Source organism: Amycolatopsis oliviviridis (assembly GCF_014654365.1).
Lineage (GTDB): Bacteria > Actinomycetota > Actinomycetes > Mycobacteriales > Pseudonocardiaceae > Amycolatopsis > Amycolatopsis oliviviridis.
In genome coordinates, this window is the sequence record NZ_BNAY01000004.1 from 622,531 (window position 1) to 641,740 (window position 19,210).

General features: G+C 69.9%; 21 protein-coding genes and 1 pseudogene. 8 read left to right on the forward strand and 14 right to left on the reverse strand.

The genetic code is table 11. The features are described 5' to 3' along the window. Positions 1-7: 7 nt before the first annotated feature. Both gnd and IE302_RS20905 read right to left on the reverse strand, forming a co-directional pair. Positions 8-1,447 carry an NADP-dependent phosphogluconate dehydrogenase gene (gnd, locus tag IE302_RS20900; RefSeq protein ID WP_191256146.1) on the reverse strand — a complete coding sequence of 480 codons (1,440 nt, stop codon included), beginning with the start codon at positions 1,445-1,447 and terminating at the stop codon, positions 8-10. A 323-nt stretch (positions 1,448-1,770) separates the two neighbouring features. Then, positions 1,771-2,679: an MBL fold metallo-hydrolase gene (locus tag IE302_RS20905; protein ID WP_191256147.1), complete on the reverse strand. Its 909-nt coding sequence runs from the start codon at positions 2,677-2,679 to the stop codon at positions 1,771-1,773. A 219-nt stretch (positions 2,680-2,898) separates the two neighbouring features. On the opposite strand from IE302_RS20905, the gene IE302_RS20910 reads away from it, so the two are divergent. The 3 genes from IE302_RS20910 to IE302_RS20920 all read left to right on the forward strand — a co-directional run bounded on the left by IE302_RS20910 (position 2,899) and on the right by IE302_RS20920 (position 5,508). Further along, positions 2,899-3,756 (forward strand): helix-turn-helix domain-containing protein, encoded by an 858-nt coding sequence (locus IE302_RS20910; RefSeq protein WP_191256148.1) that lies wholly within the window; start codon positions 2,899-2,901, stop codon positions 3,754-3,756. Positions 3,757-3,820: 64 nt separating this feature from the next. Beyond that, positions 3,821-4,654: an SAM-dependent methyltransferase gene (locus IE302_RS20915; protein ID WP_191256149.1), complete on the forward strand. Its 834-nt coding sequence runs from the start codon at positions 3,821-3,823 to the stop codon at positions 4,652-4,654. Then, the gene (locus IE302_RS20920) at positions 4,651-5,508 is read left to right on the forward strand and encodes an SAM-dependent methyltransferase (RefSeq protein ID WP_191256150.1); all 858 of its coding nucleotides are present in this window, start codon (positions 4,651-4,653) and stop codon (positions 5,506-5,508) included. Before IE302_RS20915 ends, IE302_RS20920 begins: the two co-directional genes overlap by 4 nt. A gap of 4 nt (positions 5,509-5,512) precedes the next feature. Here IE302_RS20920 and IE302_RS20925 read toward each other — a convergent pair whose 3' ends face one another. Together IE302_RS20925 and IE302_RS20930 are read right to left on the reverse strand one after the other, a co-directional pair. Then, positions 5,513-5,779, reverse strand: a complete 267-nt coding sequence (locus IE302_RS20925; protein WP_191256151.1) for a hypothetical protein — start codon at positions 5,777-5,779, stop codon at positions 5,513-5,515. A gap of 5 nt (positions 5,780-5,784) precedes the next feature. After that, positions 5,785-6,057, reverse strand: a complete 273-nt coding sequence (locus tag IE302_RS20930; protein ID WP_191256152.1) for a hypothetical protein — start codon at positions 6,055-6,057, stop codon at positions 5,785-5,787. 346 nt (positions 6,058-6,403) lie between these two features. Between IE302_RS20930 and IE302_RS20935 the strand changes: the two genes are divergently transcribed. Further along, positions 6,404-6,658 (forward strand): DUF397 domain-containing protein, encoded by a 255-nt coding sequence (locus IE302_RS20935; protein ID WP_191256153.1) that lies wholly within the window; start codon positions 6,404-6,406, stop codon positions 6,656-6,658. A gap of 58 nt (positions 6,659-6,716) precedes the next feature. On the opposite strand, the gene IE302_RS20940 is transcribed toward IE302_RS20935, so the two are convergent. The 7 genes from IE302_RS20940 to IE302_RS20970 all read right to left on the reverse strand — a co-directional run bounded on the left by IE302_RS20940 (position 6,717) and on the right by IE302_RS20970 (position 13,193). Then, the gene (locus IE302_RS20940; protein WP_229907875.1) at positions 6,717-7,265 is read right to left on the reverse strand and encodes a hypothetical protein; all 549 of its coding nucleotides are present in this window, start codon (positions 7,263-7,265) and stop codon (positions 6,717-6,719) included. Next, positions 7,258-8,391: a hypothetical protein gene (locus IE302_RS20945; RefSeq protein WP_191256154.1), complete on the reverse strand. Its 1,134-nt coding sequence runs from the start codon at positions 8,389-8,391 to the stop codon at positions 7,258-7,260. The genes IE302_RS20940 and IE302_RS20945 overlap by 8 nt, the downstream gene beginning before the upstream one ends. A 19-nt stretch (positions 8,392-8,410) precedes the next feature. Continuing rightward, positions 8,411-8,827: a FixH family protein gene (locus IE302_RS20950; RefSeq protein ID WP_191256155.1), complete on the reverse strand. Its 417-nt coding sequence runs from the start codon at positions 8,825-8,827 to the stop codon at positions 8,411-8,413. Beyond that, positions 8,824-10,272 carry a DUF8832 domain-containing protein gene (locus IE302_RS20955; RefSeq protein ID WP_191256156.1) on the reverse strand — a complete coding sequence of 483 codons (1,449 nt, stop codon included), beginning with the start codon at positions 10,270-10,272 and terminating at the stop codon, positions 8,824-8,826. Before IE302_RS20955 ends, IE302_RS20950 begins: the two co-directional genes overlap by 4 nt. A 112-nt stretch (positions 10,273-10,384) precedes the next feature. Beyond that, positions 10,385-11,269 carry an oxygenase MpaB family protein gene (locus IE302_RS20960; RefSeq protein WP_191256157.1) on the reverse strand — a complete coding sequence of 295 codons (885 nt, stop codon included), beginning with the start codon at positions 11,267-11,269 and terminating at the stop codon, positions 10,385-10,387. Further along, on the reverse strand, positions 11,266-11,814 hold the full coding sequence (locus IE302_RS20965; protein WP_191256322.1) for a TetR/AcrR family transcriptional regulator: 549 nt from the start codon (positions 11,812-11,814) through the stop codon (positions 11,266-11,268). The genes IE302_RS20960 and IE302_RS20965 overlap by 4 nt, the downstream gene beginning before the upstream one ends. Then, positions 11,811-13,193 carry an amidase gene (locus tag IE302_RS20970; protein ID WP_191256158.1) on the reverse strand — a complete coding sequence of 461 codons (1,383 nt, stop codon included), beginning with the start codon at positions 13,191-13,193 and terminating at the stop codon, positions 11,811-11,813. Before IE302_RS20970 ends, IE302_RS20965 begins: the two co-directional genes overlap by 4 nt. Before the next feature lie 88 nt (positions 13,194-13,281). Between IE302_RS20970 and IE302_RS20975 the strand changes: the two genes are divergently transcribed. Beyond that, on the forward strand, positions 13,282-14,286 hold the full coding sequence (locus tag IE302_RS20975) for a D-cysteine desulfhydrase family protein (RefSeq protein ID WP_191256159.1): 1,005 nt from the start codon (positions 13,282-13,284) through the stop codon (positions 14,284-14,286). Between the two features lie 78 nt (positions 14,287-14,364). Here the strand turns inward: IE302_RS20975 and IE302_RS20980 are convergent. Beyond that, a pseudogene (locus IE302_RS20980) lies at positions 14,365-14,916 on the reverse strand (DUF998 domain-containing protein); the annotation flags it as partial. Between the two features lie 53 nt (positions 14,917-14,969). Then, positions 14,970-15,743 (reverse strand): protein phosphatase 2C domain-containing protein, encoded by a 774-nt coding sequence (locus tag IE302_RS20985; protein WP_191256160.1) that lies wholly within the window; start codon positions 15,741-15,743, stop codon positions 14,970-14,972. 61 nt (positions 15,744-15,804) lie between these two features. On the opposite strand from IE302_RS20985, the gene IE302_RS20990 reads away from it, so the two are divergent. Continuing rightward, positions 15,805-16,014, forward strand: a complete 210-nt coding sequence (locus IE302_RS20990; RefSeq protein ID WP_004559389.1) for a sigma factor-like helix-turn-helix DNA-binding protein — start codon at positions 15,805-15,807, stop codon at positions 16,012-16,014. Then, the gene (locus IE302_RS20995) at positions 16,014-16,538 is read left to right on the forward strand and encodes a Clp protease N-terminal domain-containing protein (protein WP_191256161.1); all 525 of its coding nucleotides are present in this window, start codon (positions 16,014-16,016) and stop codon (positions 16,536-16,538) included. Before IE302_RS20990 ends, IE302_RS20995 begins: the two co-directional genes overlap by 1 nt. 116 nt (positions 16,539-16,654) lie before the next feature. Here the strand turns inward: IE302_RS20995 and yczE are convergent, their stop codons facing one another. Beyond that, positions 16,655-17,287 carry a membrane protein YczE gene (yczE, locus tag IE302_RS21000; RefSeq protein ID WP_191256162.1) on the reverse strand — a complete coding sequence of 211 codons (633 nt, stop codon included), beginning with the start codon at positions 17,285-17,287 and terminating at the stop codon, positions 16,655-16,657. Positions 17,288-17,348: 61 nt separating this feature from the next. Here yczE and yczR point away from each other — a divergent pair, with 61 nt between their 5' ends. Further along, the gene (yczR, locus tag IE302_RS21005) at positions 17,349-18,803 is read left to right on the forward strand and encodes a MocR-like transcription factor YczR (RefSeq protein WP_191256163.1); all 1,455 of its coding nucleotides are present in this window, start codon (positions 17,349-17,351) and stop codon (positions 18,801-18,803) included. Positions 18,804-19,210 lie beyond the last annotated feature (407 nt).

Sequence of the window (19,210 nt, forward strand, 5' to 3'; positions counted from 1 at the left end):
ACCTCTGTCAGGCGGAGGACTCGGGACGGCCGTCGGCCGCCCAAGCGGTGTGGAACGAACCTTCCCTGTCGACCCGGCGGTAGGTGTGGGCGCCGAAGTAGTCACGCTGCCCCTGCACCAGCGCGGCGGGGAGCCGCTCGGCGCGCAGACCGTCGTAGTACGCCAGCGCCGTCGAGAAGCCCGGGGTCGGGATGCCGAGCCGCACCGCCGTGGAGATCACCGAACGCCAGGAGTCCTGGGCGTCCTCGACGGCCTTGCGGAAGCCGCCGGAGGTCAAGAGCGTCGGCAGTGCGGGCTCGTCGGCGTACGCCGCGGTGATGTCGTTCAGGAACTTCGCGCGGATGATGCAGCCGCCGCGCCAGATGGACGCGACCTTGCCGAGGTCGATGTCCCAGCCGTATTCGGCACCGCCCGCCTGGATCTGGTTGAAGCCCTGGGCGTACGCCACCACCTTCGACGCGTACAGCGCCTGCTCCACGTCGTCGGCGAAGGTGTCCAAAGCGGACCCCGTCAGCGGAGCGCGCGAAGGACCGCCGAGACCGCGGGAGGCCTCACGCAGGTTCGACGAACCGGACAGCGAACGCGCGAAGACGGCTTCGGCGATCCCGCTGATCGGCACGCCCAGGTCCAGTCCGATTTGGACGGTCCAGCGGCCGGTACCCTTCTGCTCCGCCTGATCCGCCACGACGTCGACGAACGGTTTGCCGGAAGCGGCGTCGGTGTGGGCCAGCACCTGTGAGGTGATCTCGATCAGGTACGAGTCCAGCCGTCCGGAGTTCCAGTTCTGGAAGATGCCGGCGATCTCGGCGGGGGAGTAGCCGCCCGCGCCGCGCAGCAGGTCGAACGATTCGGCGATCAACTGCATGTCGGCGTATTCGATGCCGTTGTGCACCATCTTCACGAAATGCCCGGCGCCGTCCGCGCCCACGTGCGTGCAGCACGGTTCGCCGTCGACCTTCGCCGAGATGTCCTCGAACAGCGGCCCGAGCGACTGGTACGACTCCTTGGAGCCGCCCGGCATGATGCTCGGCCCGTGCAGCGCGCCCTCCTCGCCGCCGGACACGCCGGTGCCGACGAAGTGGATGCCCTTCTCGCGCAACGCGGCCTCGCGGCGCCGGGTGTCCGCGAAGTGCGCGTTGCCCGCGTCGACGATCACGTCGCCCTTCTCCAGCAGCGGGACGAACTCGTCGATCACGGCGTCCGTCGGCGCACCGGCCTTGACCATGATCACGACCTGGCGCGGCCGCTCCAGCGCGTCGACGAACTCCTGCGCCGAATACGCCGGGATGAAGTCGCCTTCGTCGCCGAACTGCTCGACCAGTTCCTTCGTCCGCTGCTCGGAGCGGTTGTGCAGGGCCACCGTGTGCCCGTGCCTCGCCAGGTTCCTGGCCAGGTTGCGGCCCATGACCGCCAGGCCGGTGACCCCGATGCTCGCCTTCTTGCTCATCCGCACCCTTCCGCTTCGATTCCCGTGCCGAGCCTATCCCCGTCGAGGGATACGGCGCCGGGGCGAGAACGGATCAACGCCGAGTTGTCCACAACCTGACCGGCCTGTGGACAACTCGGCTCGACCGGCCCCTCCCGGCGGGGGCGCCGGTACGCTGGGTGCGGGGCCGTCCCCCAGGGACGGGTGGGGGGCTGGGGTAGGGGGTTCGGATGTCTTGAAAGGGGCTTTCAGGACGAAAAGTGTCCTGAAAGTGGCTTTCCTGACACTTGCCCGAGCGGGAAGAAGGACCTGGCAAGAGCGCAGGGCGAGACGTGTGAGCAGCGTCAGGAGAAGCAGCGGATCGGGGCGCCGTTGAAGGTGACCATGTCCGCTATCGCGGCCCCCAGGTCGATCGGTGCGCCCCACTCCAGGCCGTCCAGTTCGGCGTAGGCCCGGTGCAGGTTCGCGGGCAGGCGTTCCTGTTCGGACAGTGCCTCGTAGGGCCCGAGATCCGCTTCGCGCGCGGCTTCGAGAGGCGTCAGGCCCGCGGCCTTCCCGTGTGAGGCGAGCTTCTGCAGGAAGCCCAGATAGCCGTCGACGACGTCGATCGCCTCCGGCCCGCACACCGGGCCGTGGCCCGGCACGATCGTCTCCGGCTCCAGCTCGCGCACCAGGTCCAGGGCCTTCCGCCAGCCGGCGGGCGAGCCCATCAGCGCGAACGGGCTGCCGCCGTTGAAGATCAGATCGCCGACGAACAGCACCCGCCGTTCCGGCAGCCAGACCAGCACGTCGTTGGTGGTGTGCGCGGCGTGCCCGGGATGGATCAGCTCCAGCCGCACGTCACCGGCGTGCACGGTCAGCCGGTCGTCGAACACCACTTCGGGCGGCCGCAGCTCCAGATGCCCCCAGTCGCTCCCCGTGAACGCGTTCTCGTAGGTGTTGATCCCGGTCGCGACCATCACCTCGCGGGTCTTCCGGTGCCCGACGATCGTCGCGCCCGCCGCCAGGTAGTTGCCGTTCGTGTGGTCGCCGTGGTGATGCGTGTTGACCACGGTGGTCACCGGCGCACCGCCGGTCGACGCCGCCGTCTCCAGCAGGGCACGCGTGCGCCGTTCGGTGGAACATGTGTCGATGACCACGGTGTGATCACCCGCGGAGACGAACCCGCAGTTGTTGATCCACCAGGAGCCGTCGGGCTGCACGTACCCGAAGACACCGTCGGAGAGCCGCCGGGCGAAGGGAGATTGGTCCACTCGGTCACTATGCCCGGCCGAGGTGCCCGAAATGTGACGAGATCGCTCCGCCACCAGGGTGACGTACCAGGTGACTGGTGTTTTCGGCCGTTTCCTGGAACGCTGCGCAATGTCATCATCGAACCCCGCAAGGTGAAGTACCCTGGGTGGGTTCGAGTATTCGCGCGCAGGACGGCGGGCAGCCGCGGTCCTGGCTATGTGGTCCGGGAGAGCAAGGCGATGGCCAGCACCGTCACCTCGCGCCGGAAGCAGCTCGGGAACGAGCTCCGGCATGCCCGCAACGCCGCGCGGATGACACAGCAGCAGGTCGCCGAGGTTCTCGGCTGCACCCAGGGCAAGGTCAACAAGATCGAGTCCGGTGCCGTCGGGGTCAAACTCGGGGATGTGCGATCGATGCTGAACGCGTTCGGGATCAACGGCGACGAGGCCGACACGCTGATGAACCTGGCCCGCGCCGCGGCCGGGCAGCGCGGCCACTGGTCCGGCTACCGATCCGTGGTCCCGCACTGGTTCCGCACCTTCACCGACCTCGAACCCGCGGCCGCCGAGATCCTCACCTGGCACGGCGAGCGCATCCCCGGCCCGTTGCAGTCCGAGCACTACATGCTCAAACAGTTCACCGAAGCCGGCGCCACCGACGTCACTTCGCTGGTCCGCAACCGGCTCGACCGCAAGGCCGTCTTCGAGCAACAGCAGCCGCCCTACTACCGGTTCATCATCAGCGAGGGCGCCCTGCGCCGCGCTCCCGGCGGTTCCGCCCCGGCGGTGATGCTGGACCAGGTCGAACATCTGCTGGCGCTGGACAAGCATCCGCGCGTGTATGTGCACGTGTTGCCGTTCGGCGCCCGCCTCGCCGCGGTCCCCAACGACTTCACCATCATGCGTTTTCCCGATCGCACCAGGGATTTCGTCTACATCGAGCATTCCGCGGGCGGGTTGTACCTCGACGACGTCAAGGACTTCAACATTTTCGTCGACTCCTGGGACCGGTTGCGCGGCGCCGCGCTGGAACGCCAGGAGACCCGGCAGTTCCTCAAGGAACTCGCCGAGCTGTACCGCAATCAGATGCAAACCTGAGAGCTCGCCGCTTCCTTCGGTAGGGTTGTCCGCACAGGCGCGGTCGAGTGGACAGGGGCTGGACGTGGACCCGCAGTTCCTACCCGAAGGCGTGGACCTGGAGCGTCCCAACGCCGCCCGGATCTACGACTGGGCCCTCGGGGGAACCGCGAACTGGGCGGTGGACAGGGAATTCGGCGAACAACTGGTCAAGGCGTTCCCGCTCATCCGCTCCCTCGCCAGGGCCAACCGGGCCTTCCTCGGCCGCGCGGTGCGCCACTGCGCCGAACACGGCGTGAACCAATTCCTCGACCTCGGCTCCGGCGTGCCCACGGTCGGCAACGTCCACGAGATCGCCGGGGAGCTCGACGACGACAGCCGCTGCGTGTACGTCGACAACGAACCGGTCGCCGTCGCGCACGCCAGGATCCTCCTGGAGAAGAACGGGGACCCCGCCCGCCACGCGGTCATCGGCGGAGACCTGCGCGACGCCGACGACGTCTGGGAGCACGCCTTCGACACCGGCGTGCTCGACCCGGCCAAACCGGTCGCCCTGCTCACCGTCGCGGTCCTGCATTTCGTGCCGGGCCCCGAGCTCGCCGACGTCATCGCGCGGTACCGGAGACTTCTGCCCCCAGGCTCCTTCTACGTTCTTTCCCACGTCACGAAGTCCGATGTGGAAGGCGACGAGCTCGAACAGATCAAGCGCGTCGTGCAGCAGTACGACCAGTCCAGCACGCCCGCTTCGTTCCGCGACAAGGAAGAGATCCTCGGCTTCTTCGGGGATTTCGACCTCGTGGCGCCGGGTCTGGTCCCGGTCGGCGCATGGCGGCTGGACGACCCCCGCTCGCCTACGCTTAACTGCGCCATCGGCGGGGTCGCCCGCAAACCCGGTTTCCGACGAGGTGTGACGGTATGACGACGCAGCAGGACCCCAGAGACCCTGATGCCCCCGAAGGTGTCGACCTCGAACGACCCAACGTGGCCAGGGTGTACGACTGGTTCCTCGGCGGCTCCGCCAACTGGGCCATCGACCGCGAGTTCGGCTCGCAGGTGCTCAAGCAGTTCCCGGAGGTCAAGACCTTCGCCCGCGTCGGGCGCGACTTCCTCGGCCGCGGCGTGGGCTACCTGGCCCGCCAGGGGATCACCCAGTTCCTCGACATCGGCTCCGGCGTGCCCACCGTCGGCAACGTGCACCAGATCGCGAGCGCGATCAACCCGGACAGCCGCGTCGTCTACGTCGACATCGAACCGGTCGCCGTCGCGCATTCCCAGCTGCTGCTGGAAAGGGAGGGCCTGCTCGGGCGGCACGCGGTCCTGCAGGGGGACGTGCGGGACCCCGCCGACATCTGGAAGCGCGCCCTCGAAACCGGGGTGCTCGACCCCCGGCAGCCGATCGGGCTGTGCCTCGTCGGCCTGCTGTACTTCCTCGGCCCGGACGAACCCGTCCACGAGATGGTCCAGCGCTATCTCGACCTGCTGCCGTCGGGTTCGTACTTCCTGTCCTCGCATCTGACGGAGGACGGCGTCACTCGCAAGGAAGGCGACAACCGGGAGAACGTGCAGGAGCTCTACAAGAAGACCAGCGCGCCGTTCCACCTGCGGTCCCGCGCGGAGTTCACCGCGTTCTTCGACGGACTGGAGCTGGTGGAGCCGGGAATCGACTGGATGGCCACCTGGCACCTGGACGAGGCGGCTTCCCGGGCCAGTGACCGGTTCGCGGACGACCCGACCTTCACCGGCGGGCTCGGCGGCCTGGGCCGCAAGCCCTGATCCCTCAGGCCCGGCCGGTCAGATGCCCGATCAAGGGCGATAGCTCGAAGTGTCCTTCGAGCGGCCGGCCGGTCCTGATCAGGTCCCGGTGCGCGCCGCGCTGAAGGGGGAAGTCGACTTCCGAGTTCCACGGCGGCTGCTTGCGCAGCGGGGCCTGGATGAGGCTGAACCCGAACCGCTGACGCAGTTCGAGCCCGATGTTGCGGCGCTTCGTCGGTGCCAGGCGGTCGTCCTCACGGCGGAACAACAGCGTGGTGAGGCGGACGGCCATGACCGTCACACTCCCCGGCTCGGCCGCGGCAGCCGCGTCTGGTCGGCGGAACCGGCCAGACCGAGACAACGCTCACACGGCATCCCCGAACCGACGGGGATCCATTCCAGGTGGTCGTAAGGCATCGCGGCGCCGCATCGGGCGTGCAGGAATTCGGGGTGCGAACCCCCGGCGTGCAGGTCGAAAAGGTGTGCGGAGCGGCGGCTTTCGCCCGCCGTCCCGGCCATGAGCCTGCCGACGGCGAGTACCGTCGCAGGCATCGTGTCCTGAATGATCACGCTGATCCTCCCCCACGAGGTCGGCGGTGGGTGGTCACGCGCCCGGAGGTCCCGTCCGGTCACCTGCCGTCGGTGACCGGCTGGAACGGGCGAACTTCCTGGTGAGCGCCACCCCGGTGACAGCCGTCGCCGGGGTTTTCGCATACTGCGGGCGAATCACCAACAAGCGAGCCCCGGCCGCTGCGATTAATCCTACTCCTGGAATAATCTTCATGTCGAGAGTGGGCGGAGTTGATCACCCACTTGGCCGTGCGGGATAGTCCCGTTGAGGCAAGGAGAAGCTGGGGCCGTGACGGTTCGCGCAGGTCGCGACCGCATCCCCGACCGACGTTCGGAGGTACGACCAATGGCCGATTATCCATCGGCGGCGGATTACGATCCGACCACGGCCGTGTCGCTGTTCGACGACTCCGCGTGGGAGAAGTCCTTCGCGAGCGAGCCCAACGGAGGCAACTGTGTCGAGGTCAACCTCGGCAGGGAAGGCCTGGTCGGGGTGCGTGACACCAAGCTGGCGGCGAGTCCCGTCTTCGTCTTCGATTCCGGTGAGTGGAACGCCTTCCTGGAGGCGGTCAAGGCCGGACAGTTCGATTTGAGCCCATGACGAAAGGCTCGCGTGCCCCCTCGGGACACGCGAGCCATCCGATCTTCGTCACTTCGAGTCACACCGTCGCCGGGAGCCCGTTCCCCCGCAGCCGGGCTTTCGTGCGCCTCCAGGCGATGGTGATCAGGACGGCCAGGACGATCAGCGGGATCAGGCTGATCGACCAGCTCACCGCCATCGGCGGTCCCGGCTGTTCGAGCACCGTCAGATCGCGGAGTTCTCCCGTGCCCTTGCCCGCGGGTCCGTCGATCTCGAACCGGAACGTCCACGCGCCCTGCGTCTGCAGTGCCCGGATGTCCAGTCCCCAGACCTCCAGCTTCCGCGGGTGCTTCGCCAGCGGCTGCGGGCGGCCCAGCCGCCCGGTCTCCGGATTGACGAACGCGAGCGTCCCCGACTTCCCGGCGATCCCGTCGTCCGGGATGAACGTGAAGTCCAGCGATTGCATGGCGCGCAACGGCCACGTGCTGAACCCGACCGTCATCCCGTACGGGCCGACCTGCACCCGCTCGGTGTGGACGATGTTCACCGGTTCGTAGGCGTTCGCCGCGGGCGTGGTCGCGAACAGCAACCCGATCGCCGCCGCCAAGGCCAGCAGTGTCTTACGCATGCGCGTCGTCCCCCTTCGCCGGGGCCAGCAGCCTCAGCATTCCGCCGAACCGCCACCCGGCGAACCCGCCGAGCAGCCCGAACACCGCGCCGGCGGCGGCGGTCCCGAACACGAGCGCCCACTCGACGTGCGAGGCCCCGTACACGAGCACGTTCTGGATCGGCATGCTCGCGCCGATCAGGAACCCGCCGATCCCGCCCGCCAGCACCGAAACCCGGCCGGCGGAGAGGCCACGCCGCGAAAGCAGGTAGACCGCTTCGAGCACGGCCGCGATCGGCAGCAACGCCATCGGCATCATCGCGGGCATCGCGGGCACGCCGTCGATGTAGTCCCGCATCGGCAGGCCGACGGCGCTCGCGTACGCCTCCGCCGCCCACGGCGAGAACCACCAGGTGATCGCCTGGATGACCGCCAGTGCCGCGGCGACCCGGACCGCGCCGCCCGGCCGCCCCCAGAACCCGGCGCCCGCCGAGACCAGCAGCACCGAAAGCAGTGCGATGCCCACGGAGATCACGTCGACCCGGTCGACGTCGATCTGCTGGAGCCCCAGCACGGTGACCGTGCTGAACGCGATCAGCACGCCGAGGCTGCCGACCACGCCGAGCGTGCCCCAGCGGTGCTCCCGTGCGGCCGCGAACACCATGACCGTGCCGATGATGCTCAGCGTGATCGACAGCAGCAGCCCGATGTGCGGCGGCGAGTCGATCACCGCGTCGAAGCCGTACAGCCCGTGCCACCACTGGTCCCACAGGCCGTACAGCAGGAACATCGCCGCGCCGGTCCCGGTCACCAGGTAGCCGGCCGGTGCGGCGAAGAGCCTGCCGAAGACGTTGATCGCGCGGCCCCCGACGCGGGCGTCGACCTCGCGGCCTGCCCGGCGCGCGGCCGTGGTCATCAGCACGACCATGAGGCTCGCGAGCCCGGAGATCGCGCTGCCCGAATACAGGAACAGATGCGGCAGCGTGAAGAACGTGTCCGGTCCGACGTCGCCGTGCCACTGGATGTCCCAGGTGAGCCCGATCAGCGAGATCACCGATCCGGCCAGCACCGTGCCCGCCGGTACGAGCCCGGTGCGTTCGCTTCGGGTCACCGAGGCGACCCTCGCCCCTCCCGCGGTGAGATCCATACCCCCCGACCTCCCTCTCTTACTTGACCAGCAAAGGAAAAACGTGCTGCGTCGAACCGGACGGCCCGCGCAGTGAAACGGTGATCTCCCATTGCCCCGACATCGGCAACAGGACGTCGCCGGTGCGGAACCGGCCCGGTGCCTCCGCGATCGCGGGCGACGGGGCGAGCGCGTGCCCCATCTGCGGCATCACCGGTTCGACGGTGACGACCTCCGGCACCGCCCCGGTGACGGTCAGCGCGAAGACATTGCCGCCCTGGTGCGGATCCACGACCGAAAGCCCCACGGTGTACGGCCCCTGGGTCGAGCTCTGCACCTGTTCCCCGCCGCCGCTAGGCCACACCAGCCAGGCCACGATCGCCACCACGAGCACGGCGACCACGGAAATGAGCAGGACGGGCTTGCGTCTGTCCACTGTGGACGTCTCGGTGGTCATTGCGGCGCCCCTTCCGGTGGGACTTCGATCTGCATGGGCACGGTCAGCACCGTGTAGTCGCGTTCGGCCTGCAGCCAGATCCGGTACTTGCCGGGGGCGGCGAAGGTGTAGGTGAACGGGACGTCGGGGCCGTACGCGGCGACGGTCTCGTCGGGCTTTCCCGGCATACCGGGCGATTGCGGGATCATCGAGTGCACATGGGCCCAGGTCGGCGCGGCAGCGGCATCCGCGCCGACCCGGTTGTCGCCGGTTATCGGGCCGACGACGATCAGGTGGCCGAGCATGCCCAGCCAGGGTTGGAGATCCGCCTTGCCGAACCGCGCGGTGATCGTGGTCGGCGTCCCCGGCTTGACCTCGACGTCGACCGGGTTCCCGTGCACGACCCGGCGGCCGGCGCCCGGCGGCACGGGTTCGGCGGGGGAGTCGGTGCCCGCCGCGACACCCATCGTGGCGCGGACCAGTTGCACGCCACCGCCTCGCCGGGCGACTTCCGCGGCGACGGCGTAGGTGCCCGCCTCGGGCGGTGTGAACTTCACGCGATAGTCGCCGGGAGCGACGCGAACCGGATGCAGATGCCAGAGCCTGCCCGTCGGCGAGATCACGACGAGATGCACCAAGGCGTTGTCGTGCACCAAAAGATCGTCGACCGGGCGGCCGGTCGCACCGTCCGCGAAGGCGAGCCGGACCTCGGTGAGTCCGCCTGATCGTGCGTTCGGCGCCTTCACGGCCAGGTTCACCGGCGGCCGCGAGAAGTCCACAGTGGACATCTGCGCGTTCGCGTACGGGTCCTGGATGTTGTCGATCGTCGGGTCCAGCGCGGCACCGGGCGCGGGTGGCGCCGGGGTCGACGCCGAGAGCATCGCGCCGGTGACCGCGACCGCGAGCGCGGCGACCATCCCGCCTGCCGGGATCAGCGCGAGTTGCGGCCGCCGGACGCGCAGCGCGACCACGAGGCCGATCACCAGGAACACGCCCGCGGCGACGAAACCGCCGAAGGTGGCCTTCTCCCAAGGCGGGATGACCCTGGCCGGGACGAGGAACGGGATCGACGCGGTGTCCGTCCCGTCGTCGAGGCCGAGTTCCCACGGCCCGGGCTGGTCGACCTTCAGCAGCGCCGGATGGGCGCCGGGTTTCCCGTCCAGCCGGACCGTGGTTTCGGAAAACGTCTTCCCGGCCGTCGACGCGCGCAGTTTCAGCGTGCCCGGCGCGCTTCCGGCGTGCGTGACGACGTCGACGTGCAGCGGCCCGGGCGCGATGTCCATCCGCCGCAGCACGACCGTGAGATCCCGGGTACCGAGCGTCTGCGCGACTTGGACGTCCGCCCCGCTCGACACGCCGTCCGCCCGGGCCGTGCCGCCCCACAGCAAGGACGCCAGCGCACAGAGCACGAGTACGCGAGCGATGACCAACGGCGCCGCGCGCCGCCCCCTCGGTGAATTCCCCATCGTGGCCGAAGTTAACGACGGAAGCCGGGGAAAGCGTCACGGCGCGGGGTGAACCGGGGTCCCCCGTACAGGGGACGGCGGCCCTTACTCCGGTAGGGGAGCATCCAGAGGACTAAATGCTCCGAAAGCTTCCGGGTCCGTTGTCGCCGCCCAGGAAGCGGTAAGCGCGGGGATGCGCCCGGAACCAGACGTTCAGCCTGCCGATCCGGCGCACGAGCGACGAGCGCAGCGTCACCGGCACCAGACCACCGGTCACCCGCACCACGGCCCGGAACCGATCGAACCGGCGCTGATCCCGATCTGTCCACTGTAGACCGAGACGCTCCCGCAACGCGGGCGGGAGAGTGCCTCGGATGACGAACATCTGACCCCGATGCTGCCACCGCTGGAGCCGTACCCAGCGTTCGTCGGGCAGCCATCGCCAGGGTTTCTTCACCGTCCGGATCGTCTCGAACAGCGTCGAGATCGTCCCGTTCGGGCCGAAGCCGTCGATCATTTCCGTGTAGTAGCGCTCGAATTCCGGCCACGTCGGCGGCATGTCCTGCGCTCGGAGACCGAGGAGGCGTCCGACGTCGCACATCTGCGCGTAGTACTCGTCCAGTTCGGACGCGGTCATCGGCTTGCCGTAGAACCGTTGCGTGTCAACGGGAACCATGACGAGCGTGGCGTGCACCCAGGCGTACGCGCGCGGGTTCAGCGCGCTGTACCGGCGGCCGTCGGCGTCGACCCCGGTGAACTCGCGATGCAGCGCGCGCAGCCGGTCCGCCTCGTAGCGGGCGCCTTCGGGACCGCCGTAGATGTAGATCGACAGCGACGCGGCCGTGCGCATCAGCCGCGTCCACGGATCCTCGACGTAGTCCGAATGATCCCGCACCCCGGCCGCGACGACCGGATGCGCGACCTGCAGCACCAGCACCTGACCCGCCATGAGTCCGGCCCGGAAGTCGCCGAAGTACCGCCATGCCGCCGTGCCCTTGACGATCGGCGGACCGCTCACGACGCGCCGCGGATGAGCATCATCAACGACTGCGCCACTCCGACGCCGTCGTCGCCGGTCGCCAGCCTGCGCAACTGCAATCCGGCGATGAGCGCCACCACCGGACCGGTCAGCCGCTCGGGCGACGGCACACCGAGCGTCTTCAGGATCACCAGCGCGAGCTCGTCGTAGGCGGCGAAACACCGCGCGGCCGCGTCCTGGAGCCCGGGGTCGCGCGCGGCCTGCAGGTACAGCTCGTGCGCGCCGAGTTCGTCGGTGCCGAACGGCAGCTGCGAGATGACCTGCTCGACCACCGACGCGGCCTGCTCGACACTCAAGCCCTGCTCGCGGTAGGCGTCCACGAAGCCGGTCAGCTTCGTGGTCTCCTCCTCGACGAACAGCAGCATCGCTTCGCGCAGCAACGCGGTCTGGCTGGGGAAGTGGTAGGTCAGCGTGCCGAGCGAGACCCCGGCCGCGGTCGCGATCCGGCGGTTGGTCAGCCCTCCGACGCCCTGTTCCCCGACCACCTTGAGCGCGGCGTGGAGGATCGTCTCGCGGGTGTTCACCAACCGGTCTCGGGTTTGCGGTCCTGCCACCGTTCGACCTCTTCCAGTTGCGCGGCCAGCGAGATCAGCCGTTCCTCCGCATGCGAAGGGCCGAGCAGCTGGCCGCCGAGCGGCAGTCCTTCCGGGCTCAGCCCGGCGGGGACGTTGACCCCCGGCCAGCCCAGCACGTTCCACGGCCAAGCGTAAGGGCACGCGGCGATCATGGCCTGGTCGGTCTGCCAGCCGGTGAGCTTGTCGAAGGTGCCGATCCGCGGCGGCGGGGTCGCGGTGGTCGGCGTGAGGACGACGTCCACCCGGCCGAACACCGAGCCGATCTGGCGTTGCAGCAACGGTTCCGTGGCCCTGGCCAGCCGCAGCGCCGGTCCGGCCAGCGCCGAGCCCTGCCGCGCGTTGGCCCGCGTGCGCGGGTCGAGCCGCGCCTGGTCCGGGACGCGACGGGACCAGTCACGCACGCCGACGAGCGAACGCGGCAGGAAGGTGAGACCGATCAGCCGGTAGTCGGGTTCGATCTCGACGATCTCGTGACCGAGTTCCGCGAACCGCTCCGCGAGCCGGACGACGACCGCGTGCGCCTGCGGGTCGAGCCGGGTTTTCGTGGCGGTGAAAGGGATCCTGGTGGACAGGCCGATCCGCATCCGGCCCGGTTCGCGGCGCGCGGCGGCCTGGAACGCGGTCCCGGTGCCCGCCGCGACGTCGAGCAGCAGGGCCGCGTCGGCGACGGTGCGCGCGAGCGGGCCGACCACGGTCAGGCCGTGGAAGAGCTCGCGTTCGGTCGGGACGCGGCCGCGTTGCGGTTTGATCCCGACCAGATCGGTCCACGCGGCCGGGATCCGGATCGACCCCGCCCCGTCGGAACCCAGCGCGGCGGCGATCACCCCCGACGCGATGGCCGCCGCCGCGCCGCCCGAGGAACCGCCCGGGGTGCGTTCGGTGTCCCACGGATTGCGGGTCGCGCCGAACGCGGGGCCTTCGGTGAACGGCCATTGGCCGAGTTCCGGGGTGTTGGTCTTGCCGATCAGCACCGCGCCCGCCTCACGGAGCGCGGCGACGGGAGGGGAATCCGTTGTCGCGACCGAGAAATCGCCTTCGCAGCCGAACGCGGTCGGCAGTCCGGTGAGGTCGAGGTCGTCCTTGATCGCGGTGGGAACGCCGAGCAGGGGAGCGGTCTCGCCGGCGGCCAGCCGTCGATCGGCCTCCTCGGCCTCGCGAAGGGCCTCTTCGGCGCGAAGGCTTTTGAAGGCGTTGAGGGTCGGCTGGCTGGCTTCGGCCTTTTCGAGCGCCAAGCGCGTGAGCTCGACCGACGTCGTGGCTCCGGCGGCGAGCATCGAGGCCTGTTCGGCCAGGCCCGTGAAGGCGAGCTCCGGTTTCGACGTGGTCATGGCTCCCCCTGCCTCTCTCGTTCGTTCAAACGAACGATACCACCGGGTAACCTCGATCGGGCGTCTTCGGTGTGGTTACGTGACCTGCATGAACCTGGATCGCTTCCCCCGCGTCGACCTCGGCGGCTACCCGACGCCGCTGCATCCGGCACCCCGGCTGGGCGAGGCCCTCGGTCTGCCGAACCTGCTGCTCAAACGCGACGACGTGCATCCGCTCGGCGTCGGTGGCAACAAGCTGCGCAAACTCGAGTTCCTGCTCGGCGCGGCGATCGAGAACGGCGCCGACACGGTGATCACCTTCGGCGCGTTGCAGACCAACCACGGCCGCCAGACCGCCGCGGCCTGCGCGAAGCTCGGTTTGCGGTGCGAGCTGGTGCTCACGGCGAAGGTCCCTCGCGACGGCGACGCGTACGAACGGTCCGGCAACGTCTCCCTCGACCACCTCTTCGGCGCGACCGTGCACGTCTGCCGCGACGGCGAGGAGACCGGCAAGACCTACGACCGGCTGATCACCGAGGCCGCGGCCGAGGGCCGCAAGGTGGCCACGTTCCCGGTCGGCGGTTCCGACGGCGTCGGCGCGCTCGGCTACGTGGCGGCCGCGCGGGAGCTCGACGGGCAGCTCGACGCGCTCGGCGTCACCAAGGCCCGGCTGGTCGCGCCGCACGCCAGCGGCGGGACGTCCGCCGGGCTCGTCGTCGGAGCGGCGGATCTCGACCGGCTGACGCTGGACATCGCCTGTGTCAGTCATCCGGTCGACGAGGCCCTGGACAACCTGGCCGACCTCACCATCGCGGCGTCCGCACTGCTGGGGACCGAGCCGCCGTCACTCGACGGTCTGCGCATCGACGACCGCACGATCGGCCCCGGCTACGGGATCCCGACCGCCGCGACGTGGGACGCGGTGCGGCTTTTCGGCCGCACGGAAGGGATCGCGCTCGATCCCGTGTACACCGGCAAGGTGGGCGCCGCGCTGATCGAGTGGGCCGCCGAAGGCCATTTCGCGCCCGACGAGCACGTGGTCTTCCTGCACACGGGCGGGCTTCCCGGTCTCTACGGGTACGCGCCCGAATTCGCCGACGCGGTGAGCCGCTGACGCGACCTTCAGCATCCCGGCGATCAGGATCACGTGTGCCACCAGGGAAAGCCGCTGTGTGACACCGACCGGCACGAAATCGGTCAGCGCCTTGAAGAACGGGATGTCGGACAGGCGCACGAAGATGAAGCTGAGCCCGAAGACGACCAGGCCCGCCGCGCTGCCCCAAGCCAGGCGGCCGATCCGCCTGGCCGCGGGGGTGCCGCGCAGGTTGTCGCGCAGGGTGAACCCGGCGGCGGGCAGGCTGAGGAACGCGATGAGGCACGCGTAGAGGTGGATCTCGCCGCTGACCGGGTCCGGATATTCGGGGTAGCTCGCCGGGAAGATCGCGGCCGCCGCCAGTCCCAGCGACCACAGCACGAACAGCAGTTTCGTGGTGCGGCTGAGCGGGATCCCGGCCGCGGCCAGCGCGCCGAGCGCGGTGAGCGAGCCGATGGACAGGGAGAGCACGCTGGCCCCGAGCATGCCGGTGCCGCGATCGACGTAGGCGTAGCTGGACAGCGTGTCGAACACCGGATCGCGTGAGCTGATCAGGTGGAGCACCACCATGGTGAACAGGGCCCATCCGATGGCCGCGCCCGACGCGATCAGCCAGGGTCTGGCCCGCGATCTCTCCCCAGGGAACGTCATGCGTCCAGCCTGCTCGCGCGGGCGGGGATTTCCGATCCGGGAAGCCCCCGGTTTTACCCTGGGGCTACCCCGAACTCGACCAGTACCAGTAGCTGGTCATCGTGCCTTTTCGCCCGAGGCCAGCGGACACCGTCCGGGTCCTGTTTCTCCGCCGTGCGCACCGCGTCGAGGACCGCGTCCGGACCACGTTCCCGGCTGAGGGCGAGCACTTCCGGCCAGCCGAACAGGTCGTACTCGTCGACACCGATCGCGACCCCGTCCGTCGCCAGCAACAGGGCTTCGACCTCCGAGCGCGGCCAGCTGCGGCGGACGGCCTCGGCGGCCGCCTTCGGTTCCGCTTCGGCGACCCAGAAGCCGTCCGGCGCGTTGCGTTTCGCGCGGACGTCGGCGCCCGTGCGGAGCTGCCCTCCGTCGCGGAGCGAAACCAGCCTGTCGTCGGTGAGCGGGTCCGCGCCCGCCGGGCCGAAGGCGATGATGGGGCTGTCGGCGAGCACCAGCGCGTCGACGGTTTCGTCCGTCCAGCGCGCGATAGCGACCGTGCTCGACGGTGATCGTCCCGGTTCGAGCCCTTCGCGACTCGCGACGTCGGCGATCGACCCGGCCAGCAGGATCCCGAGATCCGCCTGGGGTTCCGCGGTCAGCGCCCGCGACAGGCTGCGCACGAGCAGGCTCGCGTACCAGCCGCCGGACGGCAGATCCGGTCGCGGCGCGGTCGCCCCGTCGAGCACGACCACGGCGTTGCCGAGTACGGCGACGTGGTCTTCTGTCGGGCGCGATGCTCCGTCCGCGCCTACTCCGTCCCTTTCCGCCACTGCGATTTCGACCATGGCCAGACCCTAACTGTCAACTGAGGTTGACGCGGGCGAGATGTCAACGTAGGTTGACGTCATGACCGAAGCGACAGATCTGGCCGCGCGAGCCGGCGACCGCGATCCCCGGGTGGGGTTGCGCGCCGTCGCCGCCTTGCGCCGGCTGTTGGAACAACTCGAAGCCGTGCAGGTCCGCAGCGCGCGGGTGCACGGCTGGTCCTGGCAGGAGATCGCGGCCGAGCTGGGGGTCAGCAGGCAAGCGGTGCACAAGAAGTACGGGAGGCACTGATGTTCGAACGGTTCACCACCGAACTCCGCGAGGTCGTCATGGGGGCTCAGCGGGTCGCTTCGGAGGAGGCGTCCGCGAACGTCGACCCGCTGCACCTGCTGACCTCGCTCGCGCAGCGCGCCGGCGTGCTCACCACCCTGGGCTGCCCGGCGGACGAACTGGCCGACGACCTCCGCCGCGTCCGCCGCCGGGGCGGCATGAGCGACGCCGACGTCGAAGCCCTGAGCGGATTCGGCATCGACGTCGAGCACATCGTCGCGCGGGTCGAACAGACCCACGGTCCCGGCGCGCTGGCCGGGGGGCAGCGCGCCGGGCGCGGGCATCGGCCCTTCACGCAGGACGCGAAGAAGGTGCTGGAGAAGAGCCTTCGTGAAGCCGTCGAGGTCGGCAGCAAGCGCATCGAAGGCGAGCACCTCTTGCTCGCGCTGACCGCGCTTCCGGGCGTGGCCGCCGACGTCCTCGCGCAGCGGGGGATCGACTACCTGGCCGTGCGGCGCCTGGTGGAGCAGCGCGAGGCCAGTTGATCAGACACCGGACTCGCGTGATCAGAGACGGATCTCGCGTGATCAGACCCCGCACGCGCGAGTGCGGTGCCTGATCACGTGAGTCACGCCTCTGATCACGCGAGTCCCGCGCGCGGCTACGCGGCAGAACGCTCACGCCACACGACGTACGGCAGGAAAGCCTGCGTCAGCGGCCCGATGGCCAGCGCGTAGAGCACCGTGCCGACACCGACGGTGCCGCCGAGCAGCCAGCCGGCGGCCAGGACGGTGATCTCGATGAGGGTCCGGACGAGGCGGATCGACTTGCCCGTCCGGGCCGCGAAACCGGTCATCAACCCGTCGCGGGGGCCCGGGCCGAGCCGCGCGCCGACGTAGATCGCGGCGGCGAGGCCGTTGAGGACCACACCGGCGACCAGGTTGAGGATCTGCCAGCCGAGGACGTCCTGTTCGGGCAGGAAGAGCCGGACCAGGTCGACGGTCAGCGAGATGACCACGATGTTGGCGAGCGTGCCGATCCCGGGCCGTTGCCGCAGCGGGATCCACAGCAGGAGCACCAGCACCGAGGCGATCGCGGTGACCGTGCCGAACGACAGGCCGGTGCGCTTCATCAGGCCCTCGTGCAGCACGTCCCACGGGTCGAGGCCGAGCCCCGACCGGGTCAGCATGGCCATGCTGCCGCCGTAGAGGGCGAGCCCGCCGACGAGCTGGAGCGAGCGACGGGTGGTGTCGTGGGAGATGCCGACGGGTCTGAGGTCGAGTTTGAGTGCCACGAGTGCACCATCAGGGGTAAGTGGCTACCTTGACCATGGCCAATCTGGAACAATTGGCCTTATGGAACCGCTGATCCCGCTGACTGGACGCGTTTCAGGCTCGAAATTGGCCATTTTGCTGGGGAGTTGGCGGCAGAGTGGTTCTCGACACGGTGCCGCGGATCTCGCGGCGGCGGTCGAGCTGCTGGTCCTCGACGGCAGGCTCCCGCTCGGCACTAAACTCCCGGCCGAGCGCGAGCTCGCCGACGCCCTGGAAGTCAGCCGCACGCTGATCGGCGCCGCGCTGGACAAGCTGCGGGCCGACGGGCTGGTGGCCAGCCGCCGCGGGGCCGGGTCCTGGATCGCGTCCCCCGGCGGCCGGGGCCGGGACACGATCCTGCCGTCCGGCGAGGACCTCATCGACCTCGCCCAGGCCTGCCCGCCCGCGATTCCCGGGCTGGTCCCGGCCGTGGACGCCGCGCGCAAGGCGCTGGTGGACCACCTCGGCGAGAACGGCTACCACGTACGCGGCCTGCGGATCCTGCGCGAGCGGATCGCCCGCCGCTACACCGAACGCGGGCTGCCGACCAACGCCGATCAGGTGATGATCACCAACGGCGCGCATCACGCGTTCGTGCAGGTCCTGCGCATGCTGGCCGGTCCCGGTGACCGCGTGCTGGTCGAGCAGCCGACGTATCCGAACGCGCTCGAAGCCATCAGTGCCGCGCACGCAATCCCGGTACCGGTGCCGCTCGACCCCGCCACCGGCTGGGACATCGTCGGGATCGAAGCCGCGCTGCGGCAGTCCGCGCCGAGGCTCGCGTACTTCGTCGCGGACTTCCAGAACCCGACGGGCCTGCGGATGGACGCCGTCGGCCGCGAGCGGCTCGCGTCCGCGCTGAGCCGTGCACGGACGCCCGCGATCATCGACGAGACCCTGGTCGAATTGGACCTCGAAGGCGATCCGGCCGACGGGCCGCCGCCGCTCGGGGCGTTCGCGGGCGACCTGGGCATCACGATCGGTTCGGCGTCGAAATCGCACTGGGCAGGCCTGCGGCTCGGCTGGATCCGCGCCTCCGAGGACGTCATCGGCAGGCTGATCGCGGCCCGGTTCGCCGTCGACCTGGGCTCTCCGGTCTTCGAGCAACTCGTGCTCGCCGAACTCCTCGACGACGGCGGCGCCGCGCTGGCGCACCGTCGAGAGGAGGCGCTCGCCCTGCGCGACGCGCTCACCGGGGCGCTGAACTGGTACTGCCCCGAGTGGACGTTCACCGTGCCGCCCGGCGGGCTTTCGCTGTGGTGCCGTCTTCCGGAGCCGATGAGCACGCGCCTGGCCGTCGCGGCGGCGGGACACGGGGTGCAGGTGGCGCCGGGTTCGCGGTTCGGTGTCCACGGTGGACTGGAGCGCTGGCTGCGCCTGCCGTATTCGCTCCCGGCCGACCGGCTGTTCGAGGCCGTGCGGCGGCTGGGCGTGGCCGCCGCTTCGGTCGCCGCGACGCCCGCCACGGCCGCCCCGGTGGCCATGCAGGTCACCTGACTCATGCGTTTCGTCCTCTGAATGCGGTCCTTGCGTAGGCAACTACCGCATTCAGAGGACGAAACGCGTAGGGCGGAAACGGAAATAGCCGGTGCGCCGGCGGGGCGGCCGATGCTCCAGGGAGGGCATCGGCGCCGCACGACCGGCGCACCGGCTATCCGGCCCGCCCCGAGGCCGAAACCTCGGGACGGGCACCGCGGCGGTTACCCGGCACAGCCCCTCGACGTGCCGGGAACCGCCCGCGGTTCAGGCGGACTTCGAGCTAGACCGGCTCCTGCTCGGCGCGGTGAGCAGAAGCCCCCGGAGTCCACCCGGTGCTGGTCCCGGCGCCGCAAAGGGGCAGCGCGGCGCCGGGGCCGGGATCCGAACCGGCCGGGCGCGGTCGGCCGTTCGGGAAGACAGGGGAT

Coding starts and splice junctions, on each gene's coding strand:
- IE302_RS20920 (WP_191256150.1), top strand. CDS start 4,651: ATGACGACGCAGCAGGACCCCAGAGACCCTGATGCCCCCGAAGGTGTC.
- IE302_RS20940 (WP_229907875.1), bottom strand. CDS start 7,265: ATGCGTAAGACACTGCTGGCCTTGGCGGCGGCGATCGGGTTGCTGTTC.
- gnd (WP_191256146.1), bottom strand. CDS start 1,447: ATGAGCAAGAAGGCGAGCATCGGGGTCACCGGCCTGGCGGTCATGGGC.
- IE302_RS20985 (WP_191256160.1), bottom strand. CDS start 15,743: ATGGTCGAAATCGCAGTGGCGGAAAGGGACGGAGTAGGCGCGGACGGA.
- IE302_RS20950 (WP_191256155.1), bottom strand. CDS start 8,827: ATGACCACCGAGACGTCCACAGTGGACAGACGCAAGCCCGTCCTGCTC.
- IE302_RS20910 (WP_191256148.1), top strand. CDS start 2,899: ATGGCCAGCACCGTCACCTCGCGCCGGAAGCAGCTCGGGAACGAGCTC.
- IE302_RS20975 (WP_191256159.1), top strand. CDS start 13,282: ATGAACCTGGATCGCTTCCCCCGCGTCGACCTCGGCGGCTACCCGACG.
- yczR (WP_191256163.1), top strand. CDS start 17,349: ATGGAACCGCTGATCCCGCTGACTGGACGCGTTTCAGGCTCGAAATTG.
- IE302_RS20935 (WP_191256153.1), top strand. CDS start 6,404: ATGGCCGATTATCCATCGGCGGCGGATTACGATCCGACCACGGCCGTG.
- IE302_RS20970 (WP_191256158.1), bottom strand. CDS start 13,193: ATGACCACGTCGAAACCGGAGCTCGCCTTCACGGGCCTGGCCGAACAG.
- IE302_RS20945 (WP_191256154.1), bottom strand. CDS start 8,391: ATGGATCTCACCGCGGGAGGGGCGAGGGTCGCCTCGGTGACCCGAAGC.
- IE302_RS20990 (WP_004559389.1), top strand. CDS start 15,805: ATGACCGAAGCGACAGATCTGGCCGCGCGAGCCGGCGACCGCGATCCC.
- IE302_RS20955 (WP_191256156.1), bottom strand. CDS start 10,272: ATGGGGAATTCACCGAGGGGGCGGCGCGCGGCGCCGTTGGTCATCGCT.
- IE302_RS20925 (WP_191256151.1), bottom strand. CDS start 5,779: ATGGCCGTCCGCCTCACCACGCTGTTGTTCCGCCGTGAGGACGACCGC.
- IE302_RS20995 (WP_191256161.1), top strand. CDS start 16,014: ATGTTCGAACGGTTCACCACCGAACTCCGCGAGGTCGTCATGGGGGCT.